This is a genomic window from Vibrio artabrorum (assembly GCF_024347295.1).
GTDB classification, from domain to species: domain Bacteria; phylum Pseudomonadota; class Gammaproteobacteria; order Enterobacterales; family Vibrionaceae; genus Vibrio; species Vibrio artabrorum.
On record NZ_AP025458.1, the window covers coordinates 3,043,018 to 3,066,035 of the forward strand.

Annotated in this window: 21 protein-coding genes and 1 pseudogene; 13 read left to right on the forward strand and 9 right to left on the reverse strand. The window is 44.3% G+C overall.

Going from position 1 to position 23,018, the window contains the following annotated elements; translation table 11 throughout:
• The first annotated feature begins 20 nt into the window (after positions 1 to 20).
• The 5 genes from fmt (at position 21) to OCU36_RS13835 (ending at position 5,936) form a co-directional block, all read left to right on the forward strand.
• Entirely contained in the window at positions 21 to 968 is a 948-nt protein-coding gene (gene fmt, locus OCU36_RS13815; protein ID WP_261838447.1) for a methionyl-tRNA formyltransferase, read from the forward strand.
• An 89-nt stretch (positions 969 to 1,057) separates the two neighbouring features.
• Positions 1,058 to 2,338: a 16S rRNA (cytosine(967)-C(5))-methyltransferase RsmB gene (gene rsmB / locus OCU36_RS13820; RefSeq protein ID WP_261839743.1), complete on the forward strand. Its 1,281-nt coding sequence runs from the start codon at positions 1,058 to 1,060 to the stop codon at positions 2,336 to 2,338.
• Positions 2,339 to 2,445: 107 nt separating this feature from the next.
• On the forward strand, positions 2,446 to 3,822 hold the full coding sequence (gene trkA, locus OCU36_RS13825) for a Trk system potassium transporter TrkA (protein ID WP_261838448.1): 1,377 nt from the start codon (positions 2,446 to 2,448) through the stop codon (positions 3,820 to 3,822).
• A gap of 66 nt (positions 3,823 to 3,888) precedes the next feature.
• Positions 3,889 to 5,334 (forward strand): TrkH family potassium uptake protein, encoded by a 1,446-nt coding sequence (locus OCU36_RS13830; protein ID WP_261838449.1) that lies wholly within the window; start codon positions 3,889 to 3,891, stop codon positions 5,332 to 5,334.
• A 26-nt stretch (positions 5,335 to 5,360) separates the two neighbouring features.
• Positions 5,361 to 5,936, forward strand: coding sequence for a DUF3157 family protein (locus OCU36_RS13835; protein WP_261838450.1), 576 nt, complete (start codon positions 5,361 to 5,363; stop codon positions 5,934 to 5,936).
• Here the strand turns inward: OCU36_RS13835 and trhA are convergent.
• Positions 5,933 to 6,586, reverse strand: a complete 654-nt coding sequence (trhA, locus tag OCU36_RS13840; protein ID WP_261838451.1) for a PAQR family membrane homeostasis protein TrhA — start codon at positions 6,584 to 6,586, stop codon at positions 5,933 to 5,935. The genes OCU36_RS13835 and trhA overlap by 4 nt on opposite strands.
• Positions 6,587 to 6,737: 151 nt before the next feature.
• Entirely contained in the window at positions 6,738 to 7,529 is a 792-nt protein-coding gene (locus OCU36_RS13845; protein ID WP_261838452.1) for a sporulation protein, read from the reverse strand.
• 283 nt (positions 7,530 to 7,812) lie between these two features.
• Between OCU36_RS13845 and OCU36_RS13850 the strand changes: the two genes are divergently transcribed.
• From OCU36_RS13850 to OCU36_RS13875, 6 genes are all read left to right on the forward strand, one after another.
• Positions 7,813 to 7,980, forward strand: coding sequence for a hypothetical protein (locus tag OCU36_RS13850; protein WP_261838453.1), 168 nt, complete (start codon positions 7,813 to 7,815; stop codon positions 7,978 to 7,980).
• A 132-nt stretch (positions 7,981 to 8,112) separates the two neighbouring features.
• Positions 8,113 to 8,376, forward strand: a complete 264-nt coding sequence (locus tag OCU36_RS13855) for a YihD family protein (protein ID WP_009848104.1) — start codon at positions 8,113 to 8,115, stop codon at positions 8,374 to 8,376.
• Between the two features lie 318 nt (positions 8,377 to 8,694).
• Complete coding sequence (gene ccoG / locus OCU36_RS13860) at positions 8,695 to 10,113, forward strand: cytochrome c oxidase accessory protein CcoG (protein WP_261838454.1); 1,419 nt, start codon at positions 8,695 to 8,697, stop codon at positions 10,111 to 10,113.
• 74 nt (positions 10,114 to 10,187) lie between these two features.
• On the forward strand, positions 10,188 to 11,174 hold the full coding sequence (locus tag OCU36_RS13865) for a serine/threonine protein kinase (protein WP_261839744.1): 987 nt from the start codon (positions 10,188 to 10,190) through the stop codon (positions 11,172 to 11,174).
• 55 nt (positions 11,175 to 11,229) lie between these two features.
• Positions 11,230 to 11,829, forward strand: a complete 600-nt coding sequence (locus tag OCU36_RS13870) for a thiol:disulfide interchange protein DsbA/DsbL (protein ID WP_261838455.1) — start codon at positions 11,230 to 11,232, stop codon at positions 11,827 to 11,829.
• Positions 11,830 to 11,968: 139 nt separating this feature from the next.
• Complete coding sequence (locus OCU36_RS13875) at positions 11,969 to 12,925, forward strand: DUF2860 domain-containing protein (RefSeq protein ID WP_261839745.1); 957 nt, start codon at positions 11,969 to 11,971, stop codon at positions 12,923 to 12,925.
• Between the two features lie 58 nt (positions 12,926 to 12,983).
• Here the strand turns inward: OCU36_RS13875 and OCU36_RS13880 are convergent.
• From OCU36_RS13880 to cfa, 7 genes and pseudogenes are all read right to left on the reverse strand, one after another.
• Positions 12,984 to 13,904: pseudogene (locus OCU36_RS13880) on the reverse strand (YifB family Mg chelatase-like AAA ATPase); the annotation flags it as partial.
• Between the two features lie 881 nt (positions 13,905 to 14,785).
• Complete coding sequence (gene cydX, locus OCU36_RS13885; protein ID WP_000270284.1) at positions 14,786 to 14,893, reverse strand: cytochrome bd-I oxidase subunit CydX; 108 nt, start codon at positions 14,891 to 14,893, stop codon at positions 14,786 to 14,788.
• A 12-nt stretch (positions 14,894 to 14,905) separates the two neighbouring features.
• Positions 14,906 to 16,042, reverse strand: coding sequence for a cytochrome d ubiquinol oxidase subunit II (gene cydB, locus OCU36_RS13890; RefSeq protein ID WP_261838456.1), 1,137 nt, complete (start codon positions 16,040 to 16,042; stop codon positions 14,906 to 14,908).
• A 17-nt stretch (positions 16,043 to 16,059) separates the two neighbouring features.
• Positions 16,060 to 17,646, reverse strand: coding sequence for a cytochrome ubiquinol oxidase subunit I (locus tag OCU36_RS13895; RefSeq protein WP_261838457.1), 1,587 nt, complete (start codon positions 17,644 to 17,646; stop codon positions 16,060 to 16,062).
• 256 nt (positions 17,647 to 17,902) lie between these two features.
• The gene (locus OCU36_RS13900) at positions 17,903 to 18,658 is read right to left on the reverse strand and encodes a DoxX family protein (RefSeq protein ID WP_261838458.1); all 756 of its coding nucleotides are present in this window, start codon (positions 18,656 to 18,658) and stop codon (positions 17,903 to 17,905) included.
• Positions 18,659 to 18,711: 53 nt separating this feature from the next.
• Complete coding sequence (locus tag OCU36_RS13905; protein WP_261838459.1) at positions 18,712 to 19,194, reverse strand: MarR family winged helix-turn-helix transcriptional regulator; 483 nt, start codon at positions 19,192 to 19,194, stop codon at positions 18,712 to 18,714.
• 182 nt (positions 19,195 to 19,376) lie between these two features.
• Entirely contained in the window at positions 19,377 to 20,525 is a 1,149-nt protein-coding gene (gene cfa, locus OCU36_RS13910) for a cyclopropane fatty acyl phospholipid synthase (RefSeq protein ID WP_261838460.1), read from the reverse strand.
• A 96-nt stretch (positions 20,526 to 20,621) separates the two neighbouring features.
• Here cfa and OCU36_RS13915 point away from each other — a divergent pair, with 96 nt between their 5' ends.
• Together OCU36_RS13915 and metK are read left to right on the forward strand one after the other, a co-directional pair.
• The gene (locus OCU36_RS13915; protein WP_261838461.1) at positions 20,622 to 21,515 is read left to right on the forward strand and encodes a DMT family transporter; all 894 of its coding nucleotides are present in this window, start codon (positions 20,622 to 20,624) and stop codon (positions 21,513 to 21,515) included.
• A gap of 143 nt (positions 21,516 to 21,658) precedes the next feature.
• Entirely contained in the window at positions 21,659 to 22,813 is a 1,155-nt protein-coding gene (gene metK / locus OCU36_RS13920) for a methionine adenosyltransferase (RefSeq protein WP_261838462.1), read from the forward strand.
• Positions 22,814 to 23,018: the final 205 nt, after the last annotated feature.

The window sequence follows — 23,018 nt, forward strand, 5'->3', positions numbered from 1 at the left end:
AATTAAGAAGGAAGCCTACCTTGAGTCAGTCTTTAAGAATTGTCTTCGCAGGTACTCCGGATTTCGCCGCCCGTCACTTGGCGGCGTTGTTGTCTTCGGAACATGACGTTGTTGCTGTTTACACGCAGCCAGATCGTCCTGCCGGCCGCGGTAAAAAACTGACGGCGAGCCCAGTAAAAAACATCGCACTTGAAAACAATATTCCGGTTTACCAACCAGAAAACTTCAAGTCAGATGAGGCTAAGCAAGAGCTAGCTGAATTGAACGCTGACATCATGGTTGTTGTCGCTTACGGCTTATTGCTTCCGCAGGTTGTATTAGATACGCCTCGCTTGGGTTGTATCAACGTACATGGCTCCATCCTACCGCGCTGGCGTGGTGCAGCTCCGATTCAACGCTCTATTTGGGCGGGTGATAAGGAGACCGGCGTAACGATCATGCAGATGGATATCGGCCTAGATACTGGCGATATGCTCAGCATCGCAACGCTGCCTATCGAAGCGACAGATACCAGCGCGTCAATGTACGAAAAGTTGGCAGGCCTTGGCCCTGATGCGCTTGTGGATTGTTTAGCAGATATCGCGTCTGGTAAAGCCATTGCAGAGAAGCAAGACGATGAGCTTGCTAACTACGCGAAGAAGCTAAGCAAAGAAGAAGCGCGTATCAACTGGAATGATGAAGCTGCGCATATTGAGCGCTGCGTTCGTGCCTTCACCCCATGGCCAATGAGCCACTTTGAAGCCGCTGAGAACAGCATTAAAGTATGGCAAAGCCGTGTGGCAGAGCAAACTTCTGATAAGCCTGCAGGTACCATTCTGCAAGCGGATAAAACGGGTATCTATGTAGCAACAGGACAAGGCGTAATTGTTCTTGAACAGCTACAGGTTCCAGGTAAAAAAGCCATGTCAGTTCAAGATATCTTGAACTCACGTGCAAGCTGGTTTGAAGTTGGAACTCAACTGTCTTAACCGCTTTAGAGCGGCTATAACGCCGCTTAGAAAACCTTTACGAGGGCAGAGATGCCCTCATGTATTCAAATAAAAATTCGGTATCCCTCATGAATGTTCGCGCTGCTGCTGCAAATGTCCTATTCCAAGTTGTCGATAAAGGCCACTCTCTTTCACACGCTCTCCCTGCGGCTCAAAAAACGATCCGCCCGCGAGACCATGCACTACTGCAAGAGATTTGCTACGGCGCACTTCGTTACCTGCCTCGTTTAGAGTCAATCGCTAACGAATTGATGGAAAACCCGTTAAAAGGTAAAAAGCGTGTATTCCACCACCTAATTTTGGTGGGCATTTATCAACTGAGCTTTATGCGTATCCCTTCGCACGCTGCCGTTGCTGAAACCGTTGAGGGCACGAAAACCCTGCGAGGTCCGAGCCTGAGTGGCTTGATCAACGCTGTACTACGTAGCTACCTGCGCGACCAAGAAGAACTCGACGAAAAAGCGGTTAGCCACAATGCGGGCAAATACGGCCACCCAAGCTGGATTCTTAAAATGCTTCAAGAGAGCTACCCAGATCAATGGGAGCAATTGGTCGAAGCAAACAACAGCAAAGCACCAATGTGGCTGCGCGTAAACCGCCAACACCACACGCGTGACGAGTATGTTGAACTGCTTAAAAACGAAAACATTGAATACACTCTGCACCCTGAAGCGGCGGATGCCATAAAATTAGCTTCACCTTGTGATGTGACGTTACTTCCAGGCTTCGACAAAGGCTGGGTATCAGTACAAGACGCAGCCGCTCAGCTTGCCGTTGACTACCTCACACCAAAAGAGGGTGAGTTAATCCTCGACTGTTGTGCCGCGCCAGGCGGTAAAACGGCCCACATTCTAGAACATACTCAAGACACTGAAGTGGTTGCAATTGACAGTGACATTAAGCGCCTAGACCGCGTTTACGATAACCTTGAACGCCTGCAATTACGTGCTGATGTAATCTGTGGCGATGCTCGCTACCCTGAAGAGTGGTGGACAGGCAGTCAGTTTGACCGCATCCTACTTGATGCGCCATGCTCAGCGACCGGTGTTATTCGCCGTCACCCTGATATTAAGTGGTTGCGCCGTGCATCTGATATCGATGCACTAGCAGAGCTACAAAGTGAAATCATGGACGCCATGTGGCGCCAGCTAAAAGAAGGTGGCACCATGGTTTATGCGACATGCTCTATCACGCCGCAAGAAAACGTACTGCAAGTGAAAGCATTCCTTGGGCGTACTGAGAACGCAACGCTTGTTGGGTCTGATATCGAAAATCCGGGGCGTCAAATACTGCCTGGTGAAGAAGATATGGATGGCTTCTACTACGCAGTGCTAGTAAAACAGGCATAACAACTAACAGCGGCTAAGAATGTATTTCTTAGCCGCTGTTGCTTCTAGTGCATTATCAAAACAAGTGATATCACTAGAATTACCACGGTAAAGAAAAGAGACAGGCTATGAAGATCATTATCCTAGGTGCAGGCCAAGTTGGCGGTACCCTTGCTGAAAACCTAGTGGGTGAAAACAACGACATCACCATTGTCGACCGAAATGCCGACCGATTGCGTGAGCTTCAGGACAAATACGACCTTAGGGTTGTCAACGGCTATGCCAGCCACCCAAACACACTCCGTGAAGCGGGCGCGCAAGATGCCGACATGTTGGTAGCCGTAACCAACATGGACGAAACCAACATGGCCGCATGTCAGGTTGCCTTCTCTCTGTTTAATACACCGAACCGTATTGCCCGTATTCGTTCTCCTCAATACCTGGAAGAGAAAGAAGCGCTCTTCAAGTCAGGCGCGATTCCAGTCGATCACCTAATCGCACCGGAAGAGCTAGTCACCAGCTACATCGAGCGCCTGATTCAATATCCAGGTGCACTGCAGGTTGTGAGTTTTGCTGAACAAAAAGTGAGCCTAGTTGCAGTAAAAGCCTACTACGGTGGTCCACTCGTCGGTAACGCCCTATCGGCTTTGCGTGAGCACATGCCGCACATTGATACTCGTGTTGCCGCGATCTTCCGCCAAGGTCGCCCGATTCGCCCACAAGGAACAACCATCATTGAAGCCGACGATGAAGTATTCTTCGTCGCAGCAAGTAACCACATCCGCTCAGTCATGAGTGAGCTGCAACGCTTAGAGAAACCGTACCGCCGTATCATGATTGTCGGTGGTGGTAACATTGGTGCAAGCTTGGCAAAACGCCTTGAGCAGAGCTACAGCATCAAGCTTATCGAGCGCAGTTACACACGTGCCGAGAAACTGTCTGAAGAATTAGAAAACACCATCGTATTCTGTGGCGACGCAGCAGACCAAGAGCTACTCACCGAAGAGAACATCGATCAAGTGGACGTGTTCATTGCCCTAACCAATGAAGATGAAACCAACATCATGTCAGCAATGCTGGCGAAGCGAATGGGTGCCAAGAAAGTCATGGTACTGATTCAGCGTGGTGCTTACGTCGACCTAGTACAAGGAGGGGTCATTGATATTGCAATCTCTCCACAACAAGCGACGATCTCTGCGCTGCTGACTCACGTTCGTCGAGCGGATATTGTAAACGTATCATCCCTTCGTCGCGGCGCGGCTGAAGCAATCGAAGCCATTGCTCATGGTGACGAAACCACATCCAAAGTGGTTGGCCGAGCAATTAGCGACATCAAGCTACCGCCAGGCACCACCATTGGTGCGATTGTTCGCGGGGAAGAGGTACTGATTGCGCATGATAGAACCGTCATTGAACAAGATGACCATGTAGTGATGTTCCTTGTAGATAAGAAATACGTGCCTGATGTTGAGTCTCTTTTCCAACCTAGCCCTTTCTTCTTGTAATCTTCTAATGAGAACTGCGCTCCAGCATAACGCTGTGGTCTGCTAAAACTATGGTCTATTGAAGCTATGGTCAACTTTCGTCCAATATTATTAGTGATAGGGTTGGTATTATCAAAACTCGCCCTTTTCATGTACATCCCAACATTGGTTGCCTTCTTTACCGGTACCGATGGTTTTCTCGAATTTGGTCAATCGGTAGTGATCACGCACCTCGTGGCGTTCATCTGCTTGAATTTGGGTCGCTCTGCTAAGTTTCGATTAGGGGTGCGAGACATGTTCTTGATCACCTCTCTGGTCTGGACCATTGCCAGTGCCTTTGCCGCACTCCCTTTTGTGTTCATTAACCACATCAGCTTCACTGACGCCTACTTTGAGACCATGTCTGGTATCACCACGACCGGTTCCACCGTGCTCAGTGGCTTAGACAGCATGGCACCAAGCATTCTATTATGGCGTTCCATATTGCAGTGGTTAGGTGGCATTGGCTTTATCGTGATGGCGGTAGCGGTGCTGCCTATGCTTAACGTCGGCGGGATGCGCCTGTTCCAAACAGAATCCTCCGATTGGTCAGATAAAAGCAGCCCACGAGCGAAAACGGTCGCCAAGAATATCGTGGCGGTTTATCTCGTTCTGACTGGCCTATGCTGGGTAAGTTACGTATTGGCAGGCATGAGCGCCTTTGACGCGATCAATCACGCCTTTACCACGTTATCAACGGGTGGTTACTCAACTTCAGATGGCTCAATGAACCACTTCTCAAACAGCGCTCATTGGGTGGGGACTGTATTCATGTTCCTTGGTGGCCTGCCGTTCTTACTGTTTGTTAGTGCCCTACGCGGTAGAAAACTCTCGATACTCTACAAAGACGCACAAGTGAGAGGTTTCACGTACCTATTCTTAGTCACTAGCGCCGTAATCTCCACATGGTTAGTGACAAGAGATGGCTATAACGTCATGGATGCTTTGCGTGTCTCAATGTTTAACATTGTATCAATCGTAACGACAACCGGCTTTGGCTTAGAAGATTTTACCGCGTGGGGGGCACTGCCGAGTACACTGTTTGCGTTTTTAATGATGGCAGGGGCCTGCTCAGGTTCAACCTCGGGCGGCATTAAAATATTCCGTTTCCAAATTGCGATGACCATGCTTCACAAGCAGTTAATGAAGTTAATTCACCCATCAGGAGTATTTGTTCAACGCTACAATCAACGGCCAGTAAACGACGATATCGTACGATCTATAGTGGCTTTTGGTTTGATGTTCTTCATCACGATCATCTTAATTTCAGGCGCGCTGAGTGCCATGGGGTTGGATCCTTTAACCAGTATATCTGGTGCGATTACAGCCGTTGCCAATGTGGGTCCAGGCATGGGTAGCGTCATTGGTCCAACGGGTAACTTTGCTCCACTGCCAGACACCGCAAAGTGGCTATTAAGTTTGGGTATGCTGATGGGACGACTCGAAATACTTACGTTAATCGTTCTCTTTTTTCCAGCCTTTTGGCGAAGTTAGTTGCGCAAAAACTTAAGGATACCGAGATGAAATCATACTTACTTATTGCCAGCACACTGCTGAGCAGTTCAGCGTTCGCCAACCAGATAGTGACTCTGCAAAATGGAAAACAGATACAGCTGAACGATGATTTTACTTGGCAATATGTGGCGCCACAGCCAGCGGAAGAAGATATAACAACATCAGAGATTACTCAGCCTGTTATAGCCGTGCCTGTTGTGCCAGCCCCGGTTGCGACTAACGTGCGCGGCACAACAATGGTTGTTGATAGCCAAAAGCCAAGCCTGCAGCTATCTCAATCAGGGGTTGATGTGGTACTAGGCGCTAGCCACTATGAGGATGGTGAATTGATCATCCCTACAGCTATCACCAACCAAGGCTCTCAGGCGGTTATCTTAGTCTCTTTGCAATTAGACGTGTACTCACCGAGTGGCGAACGATTAACAGAGCAAACGGTAACCGTTTGGAAATCGATTAAGCGGATGGCTGACACCTACCTTCGACCTAAAACGAATGCCGAAGGTACCTCGATCAAGCTAGCAGTAGAACAGCACCCTAAGTACCAAATCAAAGCAGAAATCGTTGAAGTGCTGACTCGTTAAACCGGAGTTACGTACAAGTAAATTGCCAAGAAATGGCAAGCGCAACCCGCTAATACAAACAAATGCCAAATGGCATGATTGTATGGGATACGTTTTGCCACATAGAAAATTACACCTAAAGAGTAGATCACACCTCCGAGTGCTAACAAGACTAAGCCGCCCATCTCGATGTTCATCGCCAGTTGGTACACCACGATCAACGACAACCAACCCATAGCTAAATACGTCACTAATGACAAACGCTTAAATCGGTAGACGAAGAAAATCTTCATGATGATACCCACCAGCGCGATACTCCAGATCACCGCCATCAAACCCATCGCAAGTGGTGTTCTTAAACTCACCAATAGAAATGGTGTATAGCTGCCAGCAATCAGCAAATAAATGGCACAGTGGTCAAGGGTTTTGAGTAAACGCTTGGTCTTTTCTGTCGTGATCGAATGGTACAGTGTCGAAGCAAGGAAGAGCAGGATAATACTGCTGCCGTAAACCGTCATACTGGCAACGGTCAATAGGTCAGCTTGGGAATCAAAGGCGCGAACCAGCAACAAAATCAAGCCAATCACGCCGAGCAAGACGCCCAAGCCATGGGTTATCGCATTCGCGCGTTCTTCGATGTCGCTGTATTCGCTGGCAGATGACGCAGACATGAGTATCCTACTAGAGTAAATGTTCAATTGACCCAGTATTACACATTAAGCTTACACGTGTAAGCTTAAATTTATATCACATCAATGATGCGTGCTGAGACTAGGCTCGCTACAACTCAATAGCCAAAGAGTTGGATTAAAGGTGATAGGACTAAGAGGCATTATCTAAGTATTCAAGTACCCGCTTGCCTGCCTCTTCTGGTGAGATATCCAATGGCACACTCAATTGACGCTGTAGCTGACCCATTCCGAGTAAGCTCGCCAACATGCCTTTTGCACCGTCGCGATTACGGTCTATCTCAAACCACAACTTCAGCTCGGTATCATCTCGATGAGCCACTACTTCCAGCTCACGCCAACGGCCATGATAAGGGCCAGTCGTAGGCACAAATTCGAACTCTTGGACAAACGGCAACTCAAAGCCTTCTACCGCTTCACACTCAACTTGGCGAATGCGTAAACCTTGAGCTTCGAGTTCGTTAAAAATGCCATCGAGCAACGCATCAGGGCGAACCGTCAGAATATCCTTGTCTGATGGATCAATTGACATGGCAATATCTAAACCGGTTTCAAGCCACACCTTTGAGTCACCAATCGTAATTGGAGTGTTCAACGGCACATCAAATTCGCACTCAAAATTACGGCTTTCTCCAGGCTGAATCACAAAGGCGTACGGCAGACTCCATTTTGCTAAAGAGTATGTCTGGTGCATTCGGCGTGTTTGACCGCCCTCCTGCCTTTGTGAATTCGTCGTAATTTCTTTGATGTAACGACAACACAAATTGAGATCGATATTATCTATCTCCTGCGGTTGAGCGCCACCATACACATGCACAATAATGCTCGCCTTTTGCCCTGGATAAAGCACTTCCTGTTGCAATACAGAATCCACCTTGGCAGATCCAATACAAAAACTTGCTAGCGTTTTCTTTAAGAACGACATATGCACCTCCTTTAAAGCATCATCTTAAGCCTGATAGTGGTTCAAACTCAAATATACTGCTCACACTATTTTAGCTCTAATATCGTATATTTATCACTCAGGCATCGATCGATAAGTTAGATAGTGATAATCTAAGTTTTGATATGCATGCATATCATTATCCTGATTTATTATTCGGATTGGCGAAAGCCAGAGGAGTGACGCTTCAAGTCATTGGGGTAGATCTCATAGTAAATCAGGCCATTAGATTGGCAATGGATATGCCTGACCGTTAGGTAACTTAATGCGCCCAACAACAGTCAGGTTCTCGCACACCAACCGCAGTGCGATGCGTCGTCGTAGTGGCTTTGCTGCCGCTCCAACGGCTAAGAAATTGGCTCCAACAATGACTTTAGTTGAGAAGACTGCTTTATTAGCACCGACTGCAACCAAAGTAATTAAAGCCGCTTAACAAAAAGCGCAGTTTTTACTGCGCTTTTTTCTTGCACAATTCCCGAATTGAAATGTGTTTACACATTGGTATTCCCGACCTGATTTGATACCTTAGCCACAAATCATTATAAAATTTGTGGAGAAATAAAGTATGAAGTGTCACCGCATTGAAGAACTGCTTGAACTGATGGAGCCTGAATGGCAGAAAGATCAAGAGCTTAACCTATTAGAGTTTATCATTAAGCTGTCAAAAGAAGCGGGCTACCAAGGCAAGCTTGAAGAACTGACTGACGATGTTCTTATCTACCACCTAAAAATGCGCAACAGCGAAAAAGATGAAATGATCCCAGGTCTAAAAAAAGACCAAGAAGATGATTTCAAAACCGCGATTCTAAAAGCGCGTGGCCTTCTTTAATCGCTAAAACGCATTAAAGCTCGATTGCCCATAATATAGCTCAACTCTAAAAAGCGACCTCTTGGTCGCTTTTTTGTTTCTATTCGCTATTTTTTTATAACAACTGTTGCGACTTTTGTTGTTAAAGGTTGATAGCGTTAAAGAAATGAGAACAAATTTATCGTTATAATTACCCGTTATAAGAATCGTCTAAAATAATAAGAACGAGTGCTACAACGCTGCACCAAGATCTATTTCTGTTGGCCCTCCTAACCATATGTTCAAGCCATGTCGTCATGCCCGATTTAACAGGGAAAACAGCCACAAAAAGGATAATTCATGAGTCAGGATAAAATCGATATCAAAGATGTGACGCCTAAAACCTTTAATCCTAAAACACATAAAGGTAATGGCGATCGATTTAACCCAAGTAACCGAATCTATGTTCGAGAAAGCAAAGGTAAATTCCAACAACTGCGTCGCTATGGCGGTTGGTTCTTACTTTTACTTTTTGCGCTTATTCCATGGATTCCATTTGGTGAACGGCAAGCGATCTTACTCGATATCGGTAACCAGCAGTTCAACTTCTTTGGCACCACGCTCTACCCACAAGATCTTACCCTACTCGCGATCGTATTCATGATTGCCGCATTCGGCCTGTTTTTTATCACCACCTTTTTAGGCCGAGTTTGGTGTGGTTACCTTTGCCCACAAACCGTATGGACCTTCATGTACATCTGGTTCGAAGAGAAACTAGAAGGGGCAGCAAACAAACGAAGAAAACAAGACTCGGGCAAACTGACGAGTTATTTAATCCTCAGAAAAACCCTCAAACACATTGCATGGTGGGTGATAGCTATCGCGACGGGCTTAACCTTTGTTGGTTACTTTATCCCAATCAAAGAGTTAGTGGTTGGCTTCTTTACCTTTAACTTGCCTTTCTGGCCGGTATTCTGGGTACTGTTCTTTGCAGGATGTACTTATGCGAATGCGGGGTGGATGCGTTCAATCGTTTGCCTACACATGTGCCCTTACGCTCGCTTTCAATCTGCCATGTTTGATAAAGACACCTTTATCGTCGGTTACGATACCAAGCGAGGTGAAAGCCGAGGGCCTCGCTCCCGTAAAGCCGATCCCAAGACACTGGGTCTTGGTGACTGTATTGACTGCAATCTGTGTGTACAAGTGTGCCCTACCGGAATCGATATCCGTGACGGCCTGCAATACGAGTGCATTAACTGTGGCGCCTGTATTGATGCCTGTGACAACACCATGGAACGCATGGGCTACGACAAAGGCCTGATCAGCTACACGACTGAGCACAGGCTTGAAGGACACTCAACGAAGGTTATGCGTCCTAAATTGCTTGGCTATGGAACGATATTAATCATTATGCTCGGCTTGTTCTTCGCTCAAATTGCGAGTGTTGATCCAGCAGGACTGAGCGTACTGCGAGATAGAAATCAACTGTTCAGAGTCAATAATCAAGGACTCGTTGAAAACACCTACACCCTAAAAGTGATCAACAAAACCCAGCAAGAGCAAGAATATAAGCTTGACGTGAGTGGGCTTCCAGAATCAACCTGGTACGGTAAGCAAACCATCACCGTTGACCCTGGCGAGGTTTTAAACTTACCGATCAGTTTAGGGGTCGACCCAGAAAAACTGAGCTCACCCGTTTCGACAATTCAGTTTATACTCTCGGATAATGAAGAGTTTACGATGGAAGTCGAAAGCCGCTTTATTAAGCAGCTCTGATACCAATCACCTTAGTGTTTGGTATAACACCCCAACAAATGGAAAAAGGCTCAGCAATGAGCCTTTTTTATTCTATGACGATGCAAGCCTTTAACTTTGATAAACTGACCCCTGACTTCATGTGGTACGCACTGGAGAGTATTGGGGTGCGCGCTGAATCCGGGCTTCTCGCTCTTAACAGCTACGAAAACCGGGTGTATCAATTCACCGATGAAGACCGCAAACGCTACGTCGTTAAATTTTATCGCCCACAGCGTTGGAACAAAGCGCAAATCCAAGAAGAACACGACTTCGCATTAGAACTGATAGAACAGGAGATGCCCATTGCGCCGCCAATGCGCGTGAACGGTGCAACCCTGCATGAATATCAAGGCTATCTGTTTACGCTGTTTGAAAGCGTTGGCGGTCGACAGTATGAAGTCGATAATCTGGATCAGCTAGAAGGCGTAGGACGTTTCCTCGGCCGAATTCATAAGGCGAGCGCTGGAAGAACATTTCAACATCGCCCAACCATCTGTCTTGACGAGTATTTGTATCAACCACGTCAGATATTAGAAAACTCTCAATTCATCCCGACACATCTAGAAAACGCCTTCTTTAATGACATCGACCTTCTAATCAAAGAGATCGAGAGCCAGTGGCCAACCAACACTGAAAACATTCGACTGCATGGTGACTGCCACCCAGGTAATATCTTGTGGCGCGATGGACCAATGTTCGTCGATCTTGATGATTCGCGTAACGGCCCTGCAATACAAGATCTGTGGATGCTGCTAAACGGTGAACGCCAAGACAAGCTGATGCAACTGGATATCTTGTTAGAGAGTTATCAGGAGTTTTGTGACTTTAATCCATCACAACTGAAACTAATCGAACCTCTACGCGGTCTACGTATGGTGCACTACATGGCATGGCTAGCGAAAAGATGGCACGATCCTGCTTTTCCTTTGGCCTTCCCTTGGTTTAATGATCCTAAGTATTGGGAGCAACAAGTACTTGCTTGTAAAGAGCAAATTGCTACCCTGCAAGAACCACCACTTTCGTTAATGCCTCAGTGGTAACAATAACCGCAACATACAACTAGATAAAAATTCAAACATAATGGAGATTGAATAAATGAAAAAGCTCTTCGCATTTTTCTCATTGATCATGTTAAGCCTTTCAGCGCATGCTGCGAAATTTAACGAAGGTGAACACTATAAAGTCCTCGATCTGGAAGCGTCAAAGCACCCAGTCGTGACGGAGTTTTTCTCTTTTTACTGCCCGCACTGTAATAGCTTTGAACCTATCATCCAGCAGTTAAAACAGCAGTTACCTAAAGACGCTAAGCTACAAAAAAATCATGTTTCATTCATGGGCGGTAATATGGGATTACCGATGAGCAAAGCTTACGCGACCATGATTGCACTAAAAGTTGAAGACAAAATGATACCGGTGATGTTTAACCGTATCCACAATATGAACAAACCTCCACGAGATGAGAAAGAGCTTCGTCAAATTTTCCTAGACGAAGGTATCGATGCCAAAAAATTCGATGCTGCATATAATGGCTTTGCGGTAGATTCAATGGTTCGTCGCTTCGACAAAGCATTCAAAGATAGCGGTCTTTCAGGCGTTCCATCTGTTGTTGTCAATAACCATTACTTGGTTAATGCACAAAGTATCAACAGTCTAGATGAATATTTTGAGTTGGTTAACTTCCTATTGAAAAAATAATCTCTTAATTAAGGAAGCTTCGGCTTCCTTTTTATTGATTCAAAAATCAGAATAAAGAAAAACCAACAAGGGAACAGATCGCTTCACTCTCATTAATCGCCATTCTAAGAATCGGTGGGCAAGGAGCCCTAAAATGAAAATAAAAATAAAAATTACACTGCTCGCAATCAGCACGGCGGCTTCACCAGCCTTTGCTAAACTTGCGGACGAACAAGGTTTTAGTGGTGAAATATCTATCAATACTGGGGTAACCTCTTCCACCTCAAATTTTAATCCCAACGCTGATAGCACCCTCTTATCCAATACACAAAAAGCCTCTTCAGAGAGAACATTTATTGTCGCACCTTTAGGCACAGTGGCTTACACCTTCGGTGAGAAACTAAACCATCAGGTCTATACAGGGACTGCTCGTGACGACGTGGCAACCGGTACTGTCGTGCTAGAGGTTGGCTATAAATATCAACGAGAGTCAGGCATGATCATCGACGCTTCCGTTCTGCCAACCATCATGTCAGGAGAAACTTGGGCCGATCCATACAATACGGCATCACCTCGCACGAAAACCGATGAAACGGGTAATGCCTTTCGTTTGAAGCTCAGTAGTATTGCGGGCTCCGCTTTCTCGTTAGACATGGCCTATGCGACCAAAGATGTCGACAAGGATGATATTCAAGAGCAAGAGCTCAAACGAGATGCAAATACTCTCTATTTGAAAGGTCAATACCGCCTGCCACTAAGTCGTACCATGATGCTTATCCCATCGATCATCTACCAAACAAGAGCTGCCGACGGTAAAGCTGAGTCTTACGACCAATTCGGTGGTGAGGTAAGCTTGTTTGGTGGCTTGGGTCGTCATCAGTACGCATTGACGGCAGGATACAACCAACGATATTACGATGCCCGCAACCCAATTTATGATAAGAAACGCAACGACGACAACATCAACCTATTCGCCGCCTATGAGTATGACCAATTCATGAACTGGGAAAACTGGTCGTTTGTCTCTCTTGCCGGTTACGGCACCAGCGAATCAAATATAACCTTCTACGATGAATCACAATACCTCGTTTCAGTCGGCCTGAACTACAAGTTCTGATCACGAGCAGCATCTCGCTCACAACAGTAAAAGCCTGCATAATGCAGGCTTCTTTCCACTACACAGCCTGAGCCGTAAGTTGCTTCAATAATCTATCCATCGCTCGGTAGCCAAGCGCTTCCGATAAGTGTTTTTTTTCAATCTGTTGATTGCCATCAAGGTCAGCAATCGTCCGAGCAACTTTAATAATTCGATGATAAGCACGAATCGACAATCCCAGTCGATGCAGTGCCGTTTCTAGGAACTCAGCATCTTCGCGTTTTAATGGACAATACTTTTCAATTTCTCGACTACCAAGCAATGCATTCGACTTATGGTTTCGAGACAACATCAACTCACGAGCCTGCTTTACCCTCTGTTGAACCTCATGGGTGGTTTCTCCACGATCACCGCCCTCAGCTAGCATCCCTTTGGGTAATAAGGGGATCTCCAAAGACATATCAAAACGGTCAAGCAATGGGCCAGACAACCGATTGAGGTAACGTAAAATGATCTGTGGATTAGCACGCGCCTGATTCCCTTCGTAGTATCCCGTAGGGCTCGGGTTCAGTGCCCCTATTAACTGAAATCGAGCTGGAAAACGCGTCTTACCTGCCGCACGTGAAATAATGATCTCACCAGATTCCAAAGGTTCTCGCAGTGAATCAAGCACCTTACGTTCAAACTCGGGCATCTCATCAAGAAACAGCAGACCATTGTGTGCCAAAGAGATCTCTCCAGGGCGAGGGATTGACCCTCCCCCCACTAATGCCGCCATCGAACTCGAATGATGAGGAGCTCGAAAAGGTCTTTGTTTCCAGTTGTATTGATTGATCTCTTGTTGCGTTAACGAAGCAACGGAGGCCGTTTCCATTGCCTCTTCGTTGCTCATCTCAGGCAATAAATCACGCAATCGTGAAGCTAACATCGTCTTGCCAGTTCCGGGGGGGCCGAGAAAGAGTAAATTATGGTTACCGGCCGCCGCTATTTCTACACGTCTAGCGTCACCTAGTTTTTTACTAAAAGTATTATAAATACTGCCAGACAAGGCTTACAAAGAGATAACACAAAAAAGTGTTACTTATGCATACTTTATATGTACTGATTTGAGGTTTTATGGAAAATCGTTACCTAAACGGAGGGATTTGAGTATTGAGCGATCACATCAGAAAAACCCATTGAATATCAAACATTATATGGAGCACACAATCTAGACAGGTTGCTCTATATTGGTTGTGCCTATCTCTAAGCTATCTCACTTAGCCGTCATACTTTACTGATAAATATTTGGTTTGGCCTACCTTTTCTTATCAGTTTGGTGAGAATTTAGTATGCTGGGAGCTTATCACTTTCCAATTAGTGGCAAGCTGCTTTTGCTACACCAAAGCCAATTCAAGCATCGTATTGTCGTATATACTATAAATGGTTCAAAGAAGGCAGCTACAACTGATGAATTGATAGGGGTTCTAGTACTAACATAAACGTGTCATAACCCCACTATGTGAATAGAATAGGTTTTAAGCAGCAATGAAAGTAAAAATTGAGAAGACTAGTGATGGTGAAGCTTTGCAATAGGGTGTTTACCGCCAGCTTACAGAGAAGTCCATGTAATGCTCGAGTTAATGTTAAAAACACCAATTTGAGTACCACATGGACTGTTTAGTTCCCTATCATGCGACAGAGCCGCTTTAAATTCAGGAGAGTGGTTTCTACGTTTTCTAGTCATAATCTGTTCCAATGTTTCTGGGTACTATCACAACAGATCAATCACTTAAAGTCATGTCCGAAAATTGGGGGCCACTTCTCCGATCTCACGTTAAACTAAATCAACGGCTCAACATGTGACTAATTTGTATAGATACCAATGCTCAGAACCCCAGGTTACTCACTGTCTTTATCCATCATTTCTGAGTGCTCTAACCAAAGAGCGTTGATGATACCGAATGCACAAGCAAGTAGTACACCTAGAATCCATGCGAAATACCACATAGTAATAGCTCCTTAGTATAGTGAGTTTTTGTTTTCTTCGATGAACTGGTCATCCAAGCGGCCAAACATCTTGTAGTAAGTCCAAGACGTGTAAGCTAGGATGATTGGAACCATAACAAACGCTACGCCTGTCATTAGGTTCAAAGTCAGTTCAGATGAAGTTGCATCCCACATTGTCAGACTTTGGCTTGGCATTAGGTCTGAAGGCATTACGAATGGGAACATTGCGATACCAGCAGTAAAGATAACACCAGCGTTACCAAGGCTTGACGTTAGGAACGCGATACCACACTTCTCTAGGCGAGATGCCAATACAGCTAGAAGCGGCATAGCAACACCTAGTACAGGTGCAGCCCATAGTAGTGGGTAAGCTTCGAAGTTGTTCATCCACGCACCAGCTTCACGGATAACCTCTTTGTTTAGAGGGTTAGAAGCCGCTGCAGTGTCGATACCACCTACGATAACGTAGCCTTCGATGCTTTGGATCCAGAAACCAGCAACCACAAATGCAACCACTGTTAGTAGACCAGTAAGCTGAGCTACGTTACGAGCACGAGTATGTACTTCGCCAGTTGTCTTCATTTGAAGCCAAGTTGCACCTTGCATCAGGATCATGAACAAGCTTACTAGACCACATAGCAGAGCAAATGGGTTTAGTAGACCAAAGAATGAACCGTGGTACGTTGGCATTAGGAATTCATTCAACTGGAATGGAACACCTTGTAGAAGGTTACCAAACGCTACACCAAAGATGATTGGTGGAACGAAACCACTGATTGAGATACAGATATCCCAAGTGTCACGCCATTTTTTATCTTCAATCTTTGAACGGTAATCAAGACCGATTGGACGTAGCCAAAGTGCCGCTAGAGTTAGGATCATCGCTAGGTAGAAACCAGAGAACGATGTCGCGTAAACCAAAGGCCATGCTGCGAACAATGCACCACCAGCAGTGATAAGCCATACTTGGTTACCATCCCAGTGAGGTGCGATCGAGTTAATCATTACACGACGTTGCGTGTCGTTTTTACCGATAATAGGTACAAGTGCGCCCACACCCATATCGAAACCGTCAGTAATTGCAAAGCCAACTAGTAGAACACCGATCAGTACCCACCAGATGGATCGCAAGATTTCGTAATCAAACACCTTTTTGTCTCCTTGTCTTACGCTTCTATTTGGCGACTAACTTTGTCTTCAACAGAGTCAGCGTTTTGCTCGAAGTGGTAGCGACCAGTTTTCAGGCTGCTTGGACCTTTACGAGCGAATTTCACCATTAGGTATGCTTCTGCAATTAGGAATGTGGTGTATAGTGCTAGGATTGCAAATAGTGAAGTCCAGATTTCACTTGTTGTCAGTGCTGAAGCAGCAACGTGTACCGGTAGGATTTCATTTACAGCCCACGGTTGACGACCATACTCAGAAACGAACCAACCTGCTTCGATAGCAATCCATGGAAGTGGAATACTGAACAATGCAGCTTTAAGAATCCATGGTTTCTGTTCGATCTTCTGACGACATGTTTGGATGAATGACGCACCAAATCCGAATAGCATGATGAAGCCACACGCAACCATGATACGGAGCGACCAGAATAGCGGCCATACTGTTGGGATTGAATCATCCGCAGCGGCTTGGATTTGGTCTTCAGTCGCGTCAACAACCTTGTCTGTGTAACGTTTTAGAAGTAGACCGTAACCTAGGTCACCTTTCACTTCGTCAAATGCAGTCATGTTTGCTTCAGACTTGTCGCCTGCACGCAGTTTTTCAAGCAATTCGTATGCGTATATACCGGTACGGATACGGTCAACGTGCTCTTCACGTAAGTCATGTAGACCTGTTACTTTCTCGTCAAATGAACGTGTCGCGATGATACCCATTATGTAAGGGATCTTAATTACGTAATTGGTGTTCATTGTTTCTTGGTTCGGTAAACCAAACAAGGAGAGAGCCGCTGGTGCTGGCTCTGTGTGCCATTCAGCTTCTACTGCTGCTAACTTCACTTTTTGAACTTCACCAAGTTCGTAACCAGATTCATCTCCTAGCACGATAGTAAACAAGATTGCTGCCATACCGAAAGAAGCTGCGATAGCGAACGAACGACGAGCGAACGCCACATCACGGCCTTTTAATAAGTAGTAAGAACTAATACCTAGAACGAACATTGCACCACACGTGTAACCAGACGCGACTGTGTGTACAAATTTAACTTGCGCTACAGGGTTTAGTACAACGTCTGCGAAGCTCATCATTTCCATACGCATAGATTCAAAGTTGAACTCAGCGCCAACTGGGTTTTGCATCCAGCCGTTCGCAATAAGAATCCAAAGTGCAGAGAAGTTAGAACCCAGAGCAACCAACCAGGTTACAGCTAAGTGTTGATGTTTTGATAAACGATCCCATCCGAAGAAGAATAGGCCAACAAAAGTTGACTCAAGGAAGAAAGCAACCAGTGCTTCGATCGCCAGTGGGGCACCGAAGATGTCACCTACATAGTGGGAGTAGTATGACCAGTTCGTACCAAACTGGAACTCCATGGTAAGACCAGTAGCCACACCCAGTGCAAAGTTAATACCGAACAGCTTACCCCAGAACTTGGTCATGTCCTTGTAGATTTGCTTGTTCGTCAATACGTACATCGATTCCATAATGGCCAAAAGAAAGACCATACCGAGAGTCAATGGTACGAATAGGAAGTGATACATCGCTGTCAGTGCAAACTGAAACCGCGACAGATCAACTACGTCAATCATGGTAACTCCTATGTGTCTGCTGAATGACACTCTCTACATGTTGCAATTTATATGCAAGTGTTATTTACACTTGAAAAATATTGAATTATCACAACGCTTTTTTGCAAAAATACGCTTTGTTGGTTGATTGGATCCTGCCGAAAATATAGGTTTAATCCATCCGACACGAGCCTGAACTATCCACCTATTTCAAACTCATTTCTCTCTTGGAATAGAGTCAAAACCCCCATTGTGATATTGTTAAAGAGCTTGCTATTCAGCCTCGCCATCGCTCTAGAGCGACCGCACCACCAACCTTCGGAAGCATGAATGGTATAGTTACCATGAAGTAATAAAATGCTAGCTCCCAGCCTCCTCCCGGCAAAATCCACGTATAACCGACAGAGAAGTGACCACCAACGATTTGAGCAACAACTAGGTAAGATGCAGACATAAACGCACCGAATCTTGAGAATACTCCCAGACCAAGTGAAATAGCGGTTGCAAACTCAACAATACCGCCCAATACAATTAGAGCATTTGCTGTTGAATCGGTAAGAGGGTGACCAACCACCAAATTACCAAATCCATTCGCAAAGAATCCAACTAAACCAGCATCATGAGATGATACGAATAGCTTTTCCGTACAGTGCGTCAACCAGTTCAAACCGATAAAAATGCGGATCATGCTAAGTGCAGTTTCAGTCGAACCTTCAACCAGATATGTCTTTCTAAAAACAATGAATGCCTGTAGCAACAACGGTATATATGTTACTGCTGCAACCCAACCAATTGCAGTCCAATCATGTTGATCGGCGTTTCGAACTACAATCGTGTTGAAAAACAGCGGGATTAAAAATGATAGTGTTAAATTGTTCCTAAAAACATAAGCTGCTACGGGGACCAACAATGCAGCAGCAACAGTGGCTATCATTGACCAAGTTCCGTCATACAACTCAGCGTTGAACACCGCACTGGCCAAAGTAATTAGACCAGTAATGACGACTATCATAGAATAGTTTTTTCTTTCCATTTCTTTCTCCTATACAACTACCGCATGCGCATGTAGCTGACCTTTTTGTTGTATTACGTTATTTTACTCATGATATTAATTAGAGATTTCTTATCATCATCACTTAAGTTAGAGAACTGTTCTGACATCACATCAAAAAATATTGGATGGATTTTTTGCACAAGCTCCAAACCAGATTTAGTTAATGCTACTTTTACACTTCTCTTATCACGAATATCATGTCGTCTTTTGGTCAGTCCTTTTGACTCAAGTCTATCAACGCGATTAGATAGTGCGCCCGATGAGGGTAAAAGTGTTCTCTCTTTTAATTCTTTTGCAGTAAGCTCATGCTTACCTCCGGATCTGTATAATGTTGCAATAACGTCGAACTCTGAGGTATTTAGACCGTAAGATTTGCAAAAATTACAACGAGTATTAATTATGTTATTAGAAAATAAGACAAATTGAGTATTCAACTTAACATCAATATCAGATAAATTTGGATTGATATCCATCCACTCTCTAAATATTTCTTTGTCTTTACCATTATTTTTCATGCACACCTCAGTTATGACGCTATATGTATTTTAAAACTAGCAATTGGAACTTAGTTACTGCTAACTGAAACATCAAAGTCGAGAAGATGACGATGCCAGTTGAGATGACACAAAAGTCTACCAAAAAGATTGGTAAATACTTAATGGTTTTCTTAATTAATGTTAATGGATTCAGTGGCATATCACCCAACTCTTCGACCGTTTGGTGATTTAGTTCCCACTTTAGTTAATGACATTTGCCACACGCTTAAATCGCGACAGCGAAAGGCGCCAGCACAACTCAATAGGTAATATTTCCACATTCGATAAAAGCGTTCGTCATAATCGATTTGTTTTGTCGTCCATGCCTTATGAAAATTTTCATACCAAGCACAAAGAGTCAGGTCATAGCTCTGACCTATATTGTGCAAGTCTTCCATGTTAAAGGCAGGTTCCATTGCAATAGAGAGCTGCGCCAATGATGGAATTTCACCATTAGGGAATATGTACTTATGAATCCAAGGATCATTTGTTGTTGTTGACTCAAAAGAACCGATGGTATGAAGCAAAAAAATTGCATCATCTTTCATGAGTTTATTTGCGCATTTGAAAAAATCAGAATAATTTGATGAACCAACATGCTCTAGCATCCCAACTGAAACTATTCGGTCATATTTTTCATATGGTTCATATAGTCGATAGTCTTTAAGGATAAAGTTTACTGGAACATTTTTTTCATCTACTAGGAGAGAACCAAGCTTTGCTTGCTCTTCGGATAGTGTCAATCCATCACAAGTTACACCATATTTTTCAGCAGCATAGATCATAAAACTGCCCCATCCACAGCCGATATCTAGAATTCGCATCCCCGGTTTTAGGTCTAACTTTTTGCAAATTAAATCAAGCTTTGCCTCTTGTGCATCATCTAGATTATCTGAGTTATCCCAGTATGCACACGTATATGTCATACGTTTATCTAACATTGCTTTGTATAAATCATTGCCAATATCATAATGAAATTGAACGTTTTTCTTTGATAAAGATGTTCCTTGAGGATTAAAGAATTTTTTTACTTTGCTTTTTCCGATGTGCGCTCCAAGAACTAATTTTTTCTTTAGATCTAATTTCTTATCGATTTTAGAAGCAAGTACTCTAGAGATCATTTCAGCAATGTCATCACAATCCCACATTTTATCCATGTAAGACTCGCCAAAACCAAGAGAGCCATCTGTTAGCACTCGGTTAAATACGGCAGTGTCATGGATTTGAATGTCCCAAGGTCTATTGCCGTTAATTTTTATGTCTGCAACAGCAAGCATTTCTTCAAACATAGCGTACTCACCCTCTTTCATTTCTATTTCTCCAAAAGAATTAAATTGAGCAAAGACTTTACTACTCAAGAAGGTTTATGTAAAGTATATTTACGTAAACATTAATTGAGAATTGAAATGAAAATACTTTTGGCGATATTGGCGCCATTGTTATGGGGAACTACTTATGCAGTTTTGACAACTTTTTTTAAAGGATGGTCTCCTTTTGCGTTAGCAGTTTGGCGAGCGCTTCCAGCAGGAGTTATTTTACTAGCATTAAGACCGACTCTGCCTACAAAGCAAGAATTGCCTTGGTTGTTATTGATTGGGTTGCTAAATATAGCGCTCTTCTTTGGTCTTCTTTTTGCTGCTGCTCTTTACCTACCTAGTACTCTGGTAGGCGTTGGAATGATAGCGCTTCCTGTCATTGGCATTGTTGTTATGGCAGCCGCTCACAAGGTACATCCATCAAAAGTTCAATTTATTTCATCTGCAATTCTTATTGTTGCGGCTTCATATTTATTCTTAACCTCATCAACATCTATTAGCTTGATTTCAGTAATTTTGCTTATCGGCTCGATGACTGCACTTATTGCAGGCAGCATTGTAACTAAACATGTAATGAAGACCATAAATTGGTATAAATTATTGACGTGGAAGCTTTTATTTGGTGGGGTAATTCTTCTTCCAATTGCATATTGGGATGTGAATTTAAGAGGAATTAATTATGTTTCAGCTATTCCTTCATCTCTTCATCAATGGGAAGCAATGGCGTGGTTAGTTATTGGTTTAACTTGTATCGCATATGGGGCTTACGTATTCACAATTCCATTGATAACCACTACAGAGTTAAGTTTTTTTGGAACTATCAATCCAATTCTAGCAATGGTTCTAGGAGCAACCGTAATGGGAGAACAATTCAGCACAACTCAAATTACGGTAATGATGTGTATGATCGTGTCAAATTTAGCAGCTCAAACATACGAAAGCCTGAAAAAACGCCAACCAGAAGCAGTAATAATCGAATATTAGCAAACCCAATAATCATTTTCGTAATTCGAACATGGAAATTGAAAATAGACGTCTAGATGTAGAAATGCCTACAAAACATATTGTATTTTTCGTGGCAAGCTTGCGTTAGTTAGCCATGAGTAAACCTTAAGATTGGAGCTATCATGACTAAGCACCTGTTCACTTCTGAGTCGGTATCAGAAGGTCATCCAGATAAAATCGCAGACCAAATCTCTGACGCAGTTCTTGACACAATTATTGAGCAAGACCCAAAAGCACGCGTGGCTTGTGAAACTTACGTAAAAACCGGTATGGTTATGGTTGGTGGTGAAGTAACGACTTCTGCATGGGTTGATATCGAAGAAATCACTCGTGAAACAGTTCGTGAAATCGGCTACGTTCACTCTGACATGGGCTTTGATGCGAACTCGTGTGCGGTTCTAAACACCATCGGTAAGCAGTCTCCAGACATCAACCAAGGTGTTGATAAGGCAGACCCTAAAGAGCAAGGCGCAGGCGACCAAGGCATCATGTTTGGTTACGCTACAAACGAAACTGAAATTCTAATGCCAGCTCCAATTACTTACTCTCACCGCCTTGTTCAAAAACAAGCTGAAGTTCGTAAGAGTGGTAAACTAGATTTTCTTCGCCCAGATGCGAAATCTCAAGTAACTTTCCAATACGACCAAGGTAAGATTGTTGGTATCGATGCTGTTGTTCTTTCAACTCAACACTGTGATTCAGTAACAACACCTGACCTACGTGAAGCGGTAATGGAAGAGATCATCAAGCCAGTATTACCTTCAGAGTGGATCACTAAAGATACCAACTTCTTCATCAACCCAACCGGTCGTTTCGTTATTGGTGGTCCAATGGGTGACTGTGGTCTAACTGGTCGTAAAATCATCGTAGATACTTACGGTGGCGCAGCTCGTCACGGTGGTGGTGCGTTCTCTGGTAAAGATCCATCGAAAGTAGACCGCAGTGCAGCTTACGCAGCACGTTACGTAGCGAAAAACATCGTAGCTGCTGGCATGGCTGACCGTTGTGAAATCCAACTTTCATACGCTATCGGTGTTGCTGACCCAACATCTATCATGGTTGAAACGTTCGGTACTGAGAAAGTATCACATGAAATTATCATTGATGCGGTTCGTCAAAACTTCGACCTACGTCCATACGGTCTACAAGAAATGCTTAACCTGCTTCAACCTATCTACAAGCGGACGGCAGCATACGGTCACTTCGGTCGCGAAGAGTTCCCATGGGAAGCAACGGATAAAGCAGCTATCCTACGCGATTTCGCTGACATCAAATAACCGAGTCATGCAAGAATCGATAAAGCCCTCGCCTCTGGTAGAGGGCCTTATTATCTGAGTCCAGTTAGTGATGAAGCAGCGGCCAAAGCCTTTCTAAAATAAGGCGGTAGCTCAAACGGCTTACCAGAGGAAGCGGTGATAGATGACAATGAAAAACAACACTGCTATCGATGAATGAAACAGAAAATTCGACAAGTGCTGGGGC

Coding starts and splice junctions, on each gene's coding strand:
- rsmB (WP_261839743.1), top strand. CDS start 1,058: ATGAATGTTCGCGCTGCTGCTGCAAATGTCCTATTCCAAGTTGTCGAT.
- trkA (WP_261838448.1), top strand. CDS start 2,446: ATGAAGATCATTATCCTAGGTGCAGGCCAAGTTGGCGGTACCCTTGCT.
- OCU36_RS13830 (WP_261838449.1), top strand. CDS start 3,889: ATGGTCAACTTTCGTCCAATATTATTAGTGATAGGGTTGGTATTATCA.
- OCU36_RS13835 (WP_261838450.1), top strand. CDS start 5,361: ATGAAATCATACTTACTTATTGCCAGCACACTGCTGAGCAGTTCAGCG.
- trhA (WP_261838451.1), bottom strand. CDS start 6,586: ATGTCTGCGTCATCTGCCAGCGAATACAGCGACATCGAAGAACGCGCG.
- OCU36_RS13845 (WP_261838452.1), bottom strand. CDS start 7,529: ATGTCGTTCTTAAAGAAAACGCTAGCAAGTTTTTGTATTGGATCTGCC.
- OCU36_RS13850 (WP_261838453.1), top strand. CDS start 7,813: ATGCGCCCAACAACAGTCAGGTTCTCGCACACCAACCGCAGTGCGATG.
- OCU36_RS13855 (WP_009848104.1), top strand. CDS start 8,113: ATGAAGTGTCACCGCATTGAAGAACTGCTTGAACTGATGGAGCCTGAA.
- ccoG (WP_261838454.1), top strand. CDS start 8,695: ATGAGTCAGGATAAAATCGATATCAAAGATGTGACGCCTAAAACCTTT.
- OCU36_RS13865 (WP_261839744.1), top strand. CDS start 10,188: ATGACGATGCAAGCCTTTAACTTTGATAAACTGACCCCTGACTTCATG.
- OCU36_RS13870 (WP_261838455.1), top strand. CDS start 11,230: ATGAAAAAGCTCTTCGCATTTTTCTCATTGATCATGTTAAGCCTTTCA.
- cydX (WP_000270284.1), bottom strand. CDS start 14,893: ATGTGGTATTTCGCATGGATTCTAGGTGTACTACTTGCTTGTGCATTC.
- OCU36_RS13895 (WP_261838457.1), bottom strand. CDS start 17,646: ATGATTGACGTAGTTGATCTGTCGCGGTTTCAGTTTGCACTGACAGCG.
- OCU36_RS13900 (WP_261838458.1), bottom strand. CDS start 18,658: ATGGAAAGAAAAAACTATTCTATGATAGTCGTCATTACTGGTCTAATT.
- OCU36_RS13905 (WP_261838459.1), bottom strand. CDS start 19,194: ATGAAAAATAATGGTAAAGACAAAGAAATATTTAGAGAGTGGATGGAT.
- cfa (WP_261838460.1), bottom strand. CDS start 20,525: ATGAAAGAGGGTGAGTACGCTATGTTTGAAGAAATGCTTGCTGTTGCA.
- OCU36_RS13915 (WP_261838461.1), top strand. CDS start 20,622: ATGAAAATACTTTTGGCGATATTGGCGCCATTGTTATGGGGAACTACT.
- metK (WP_261838462.1), top strand. CDS start 21,659: ATGACTAAGCACCTGTTCACTTCTGAGTCGGTATCAGAAGGTCATCCA.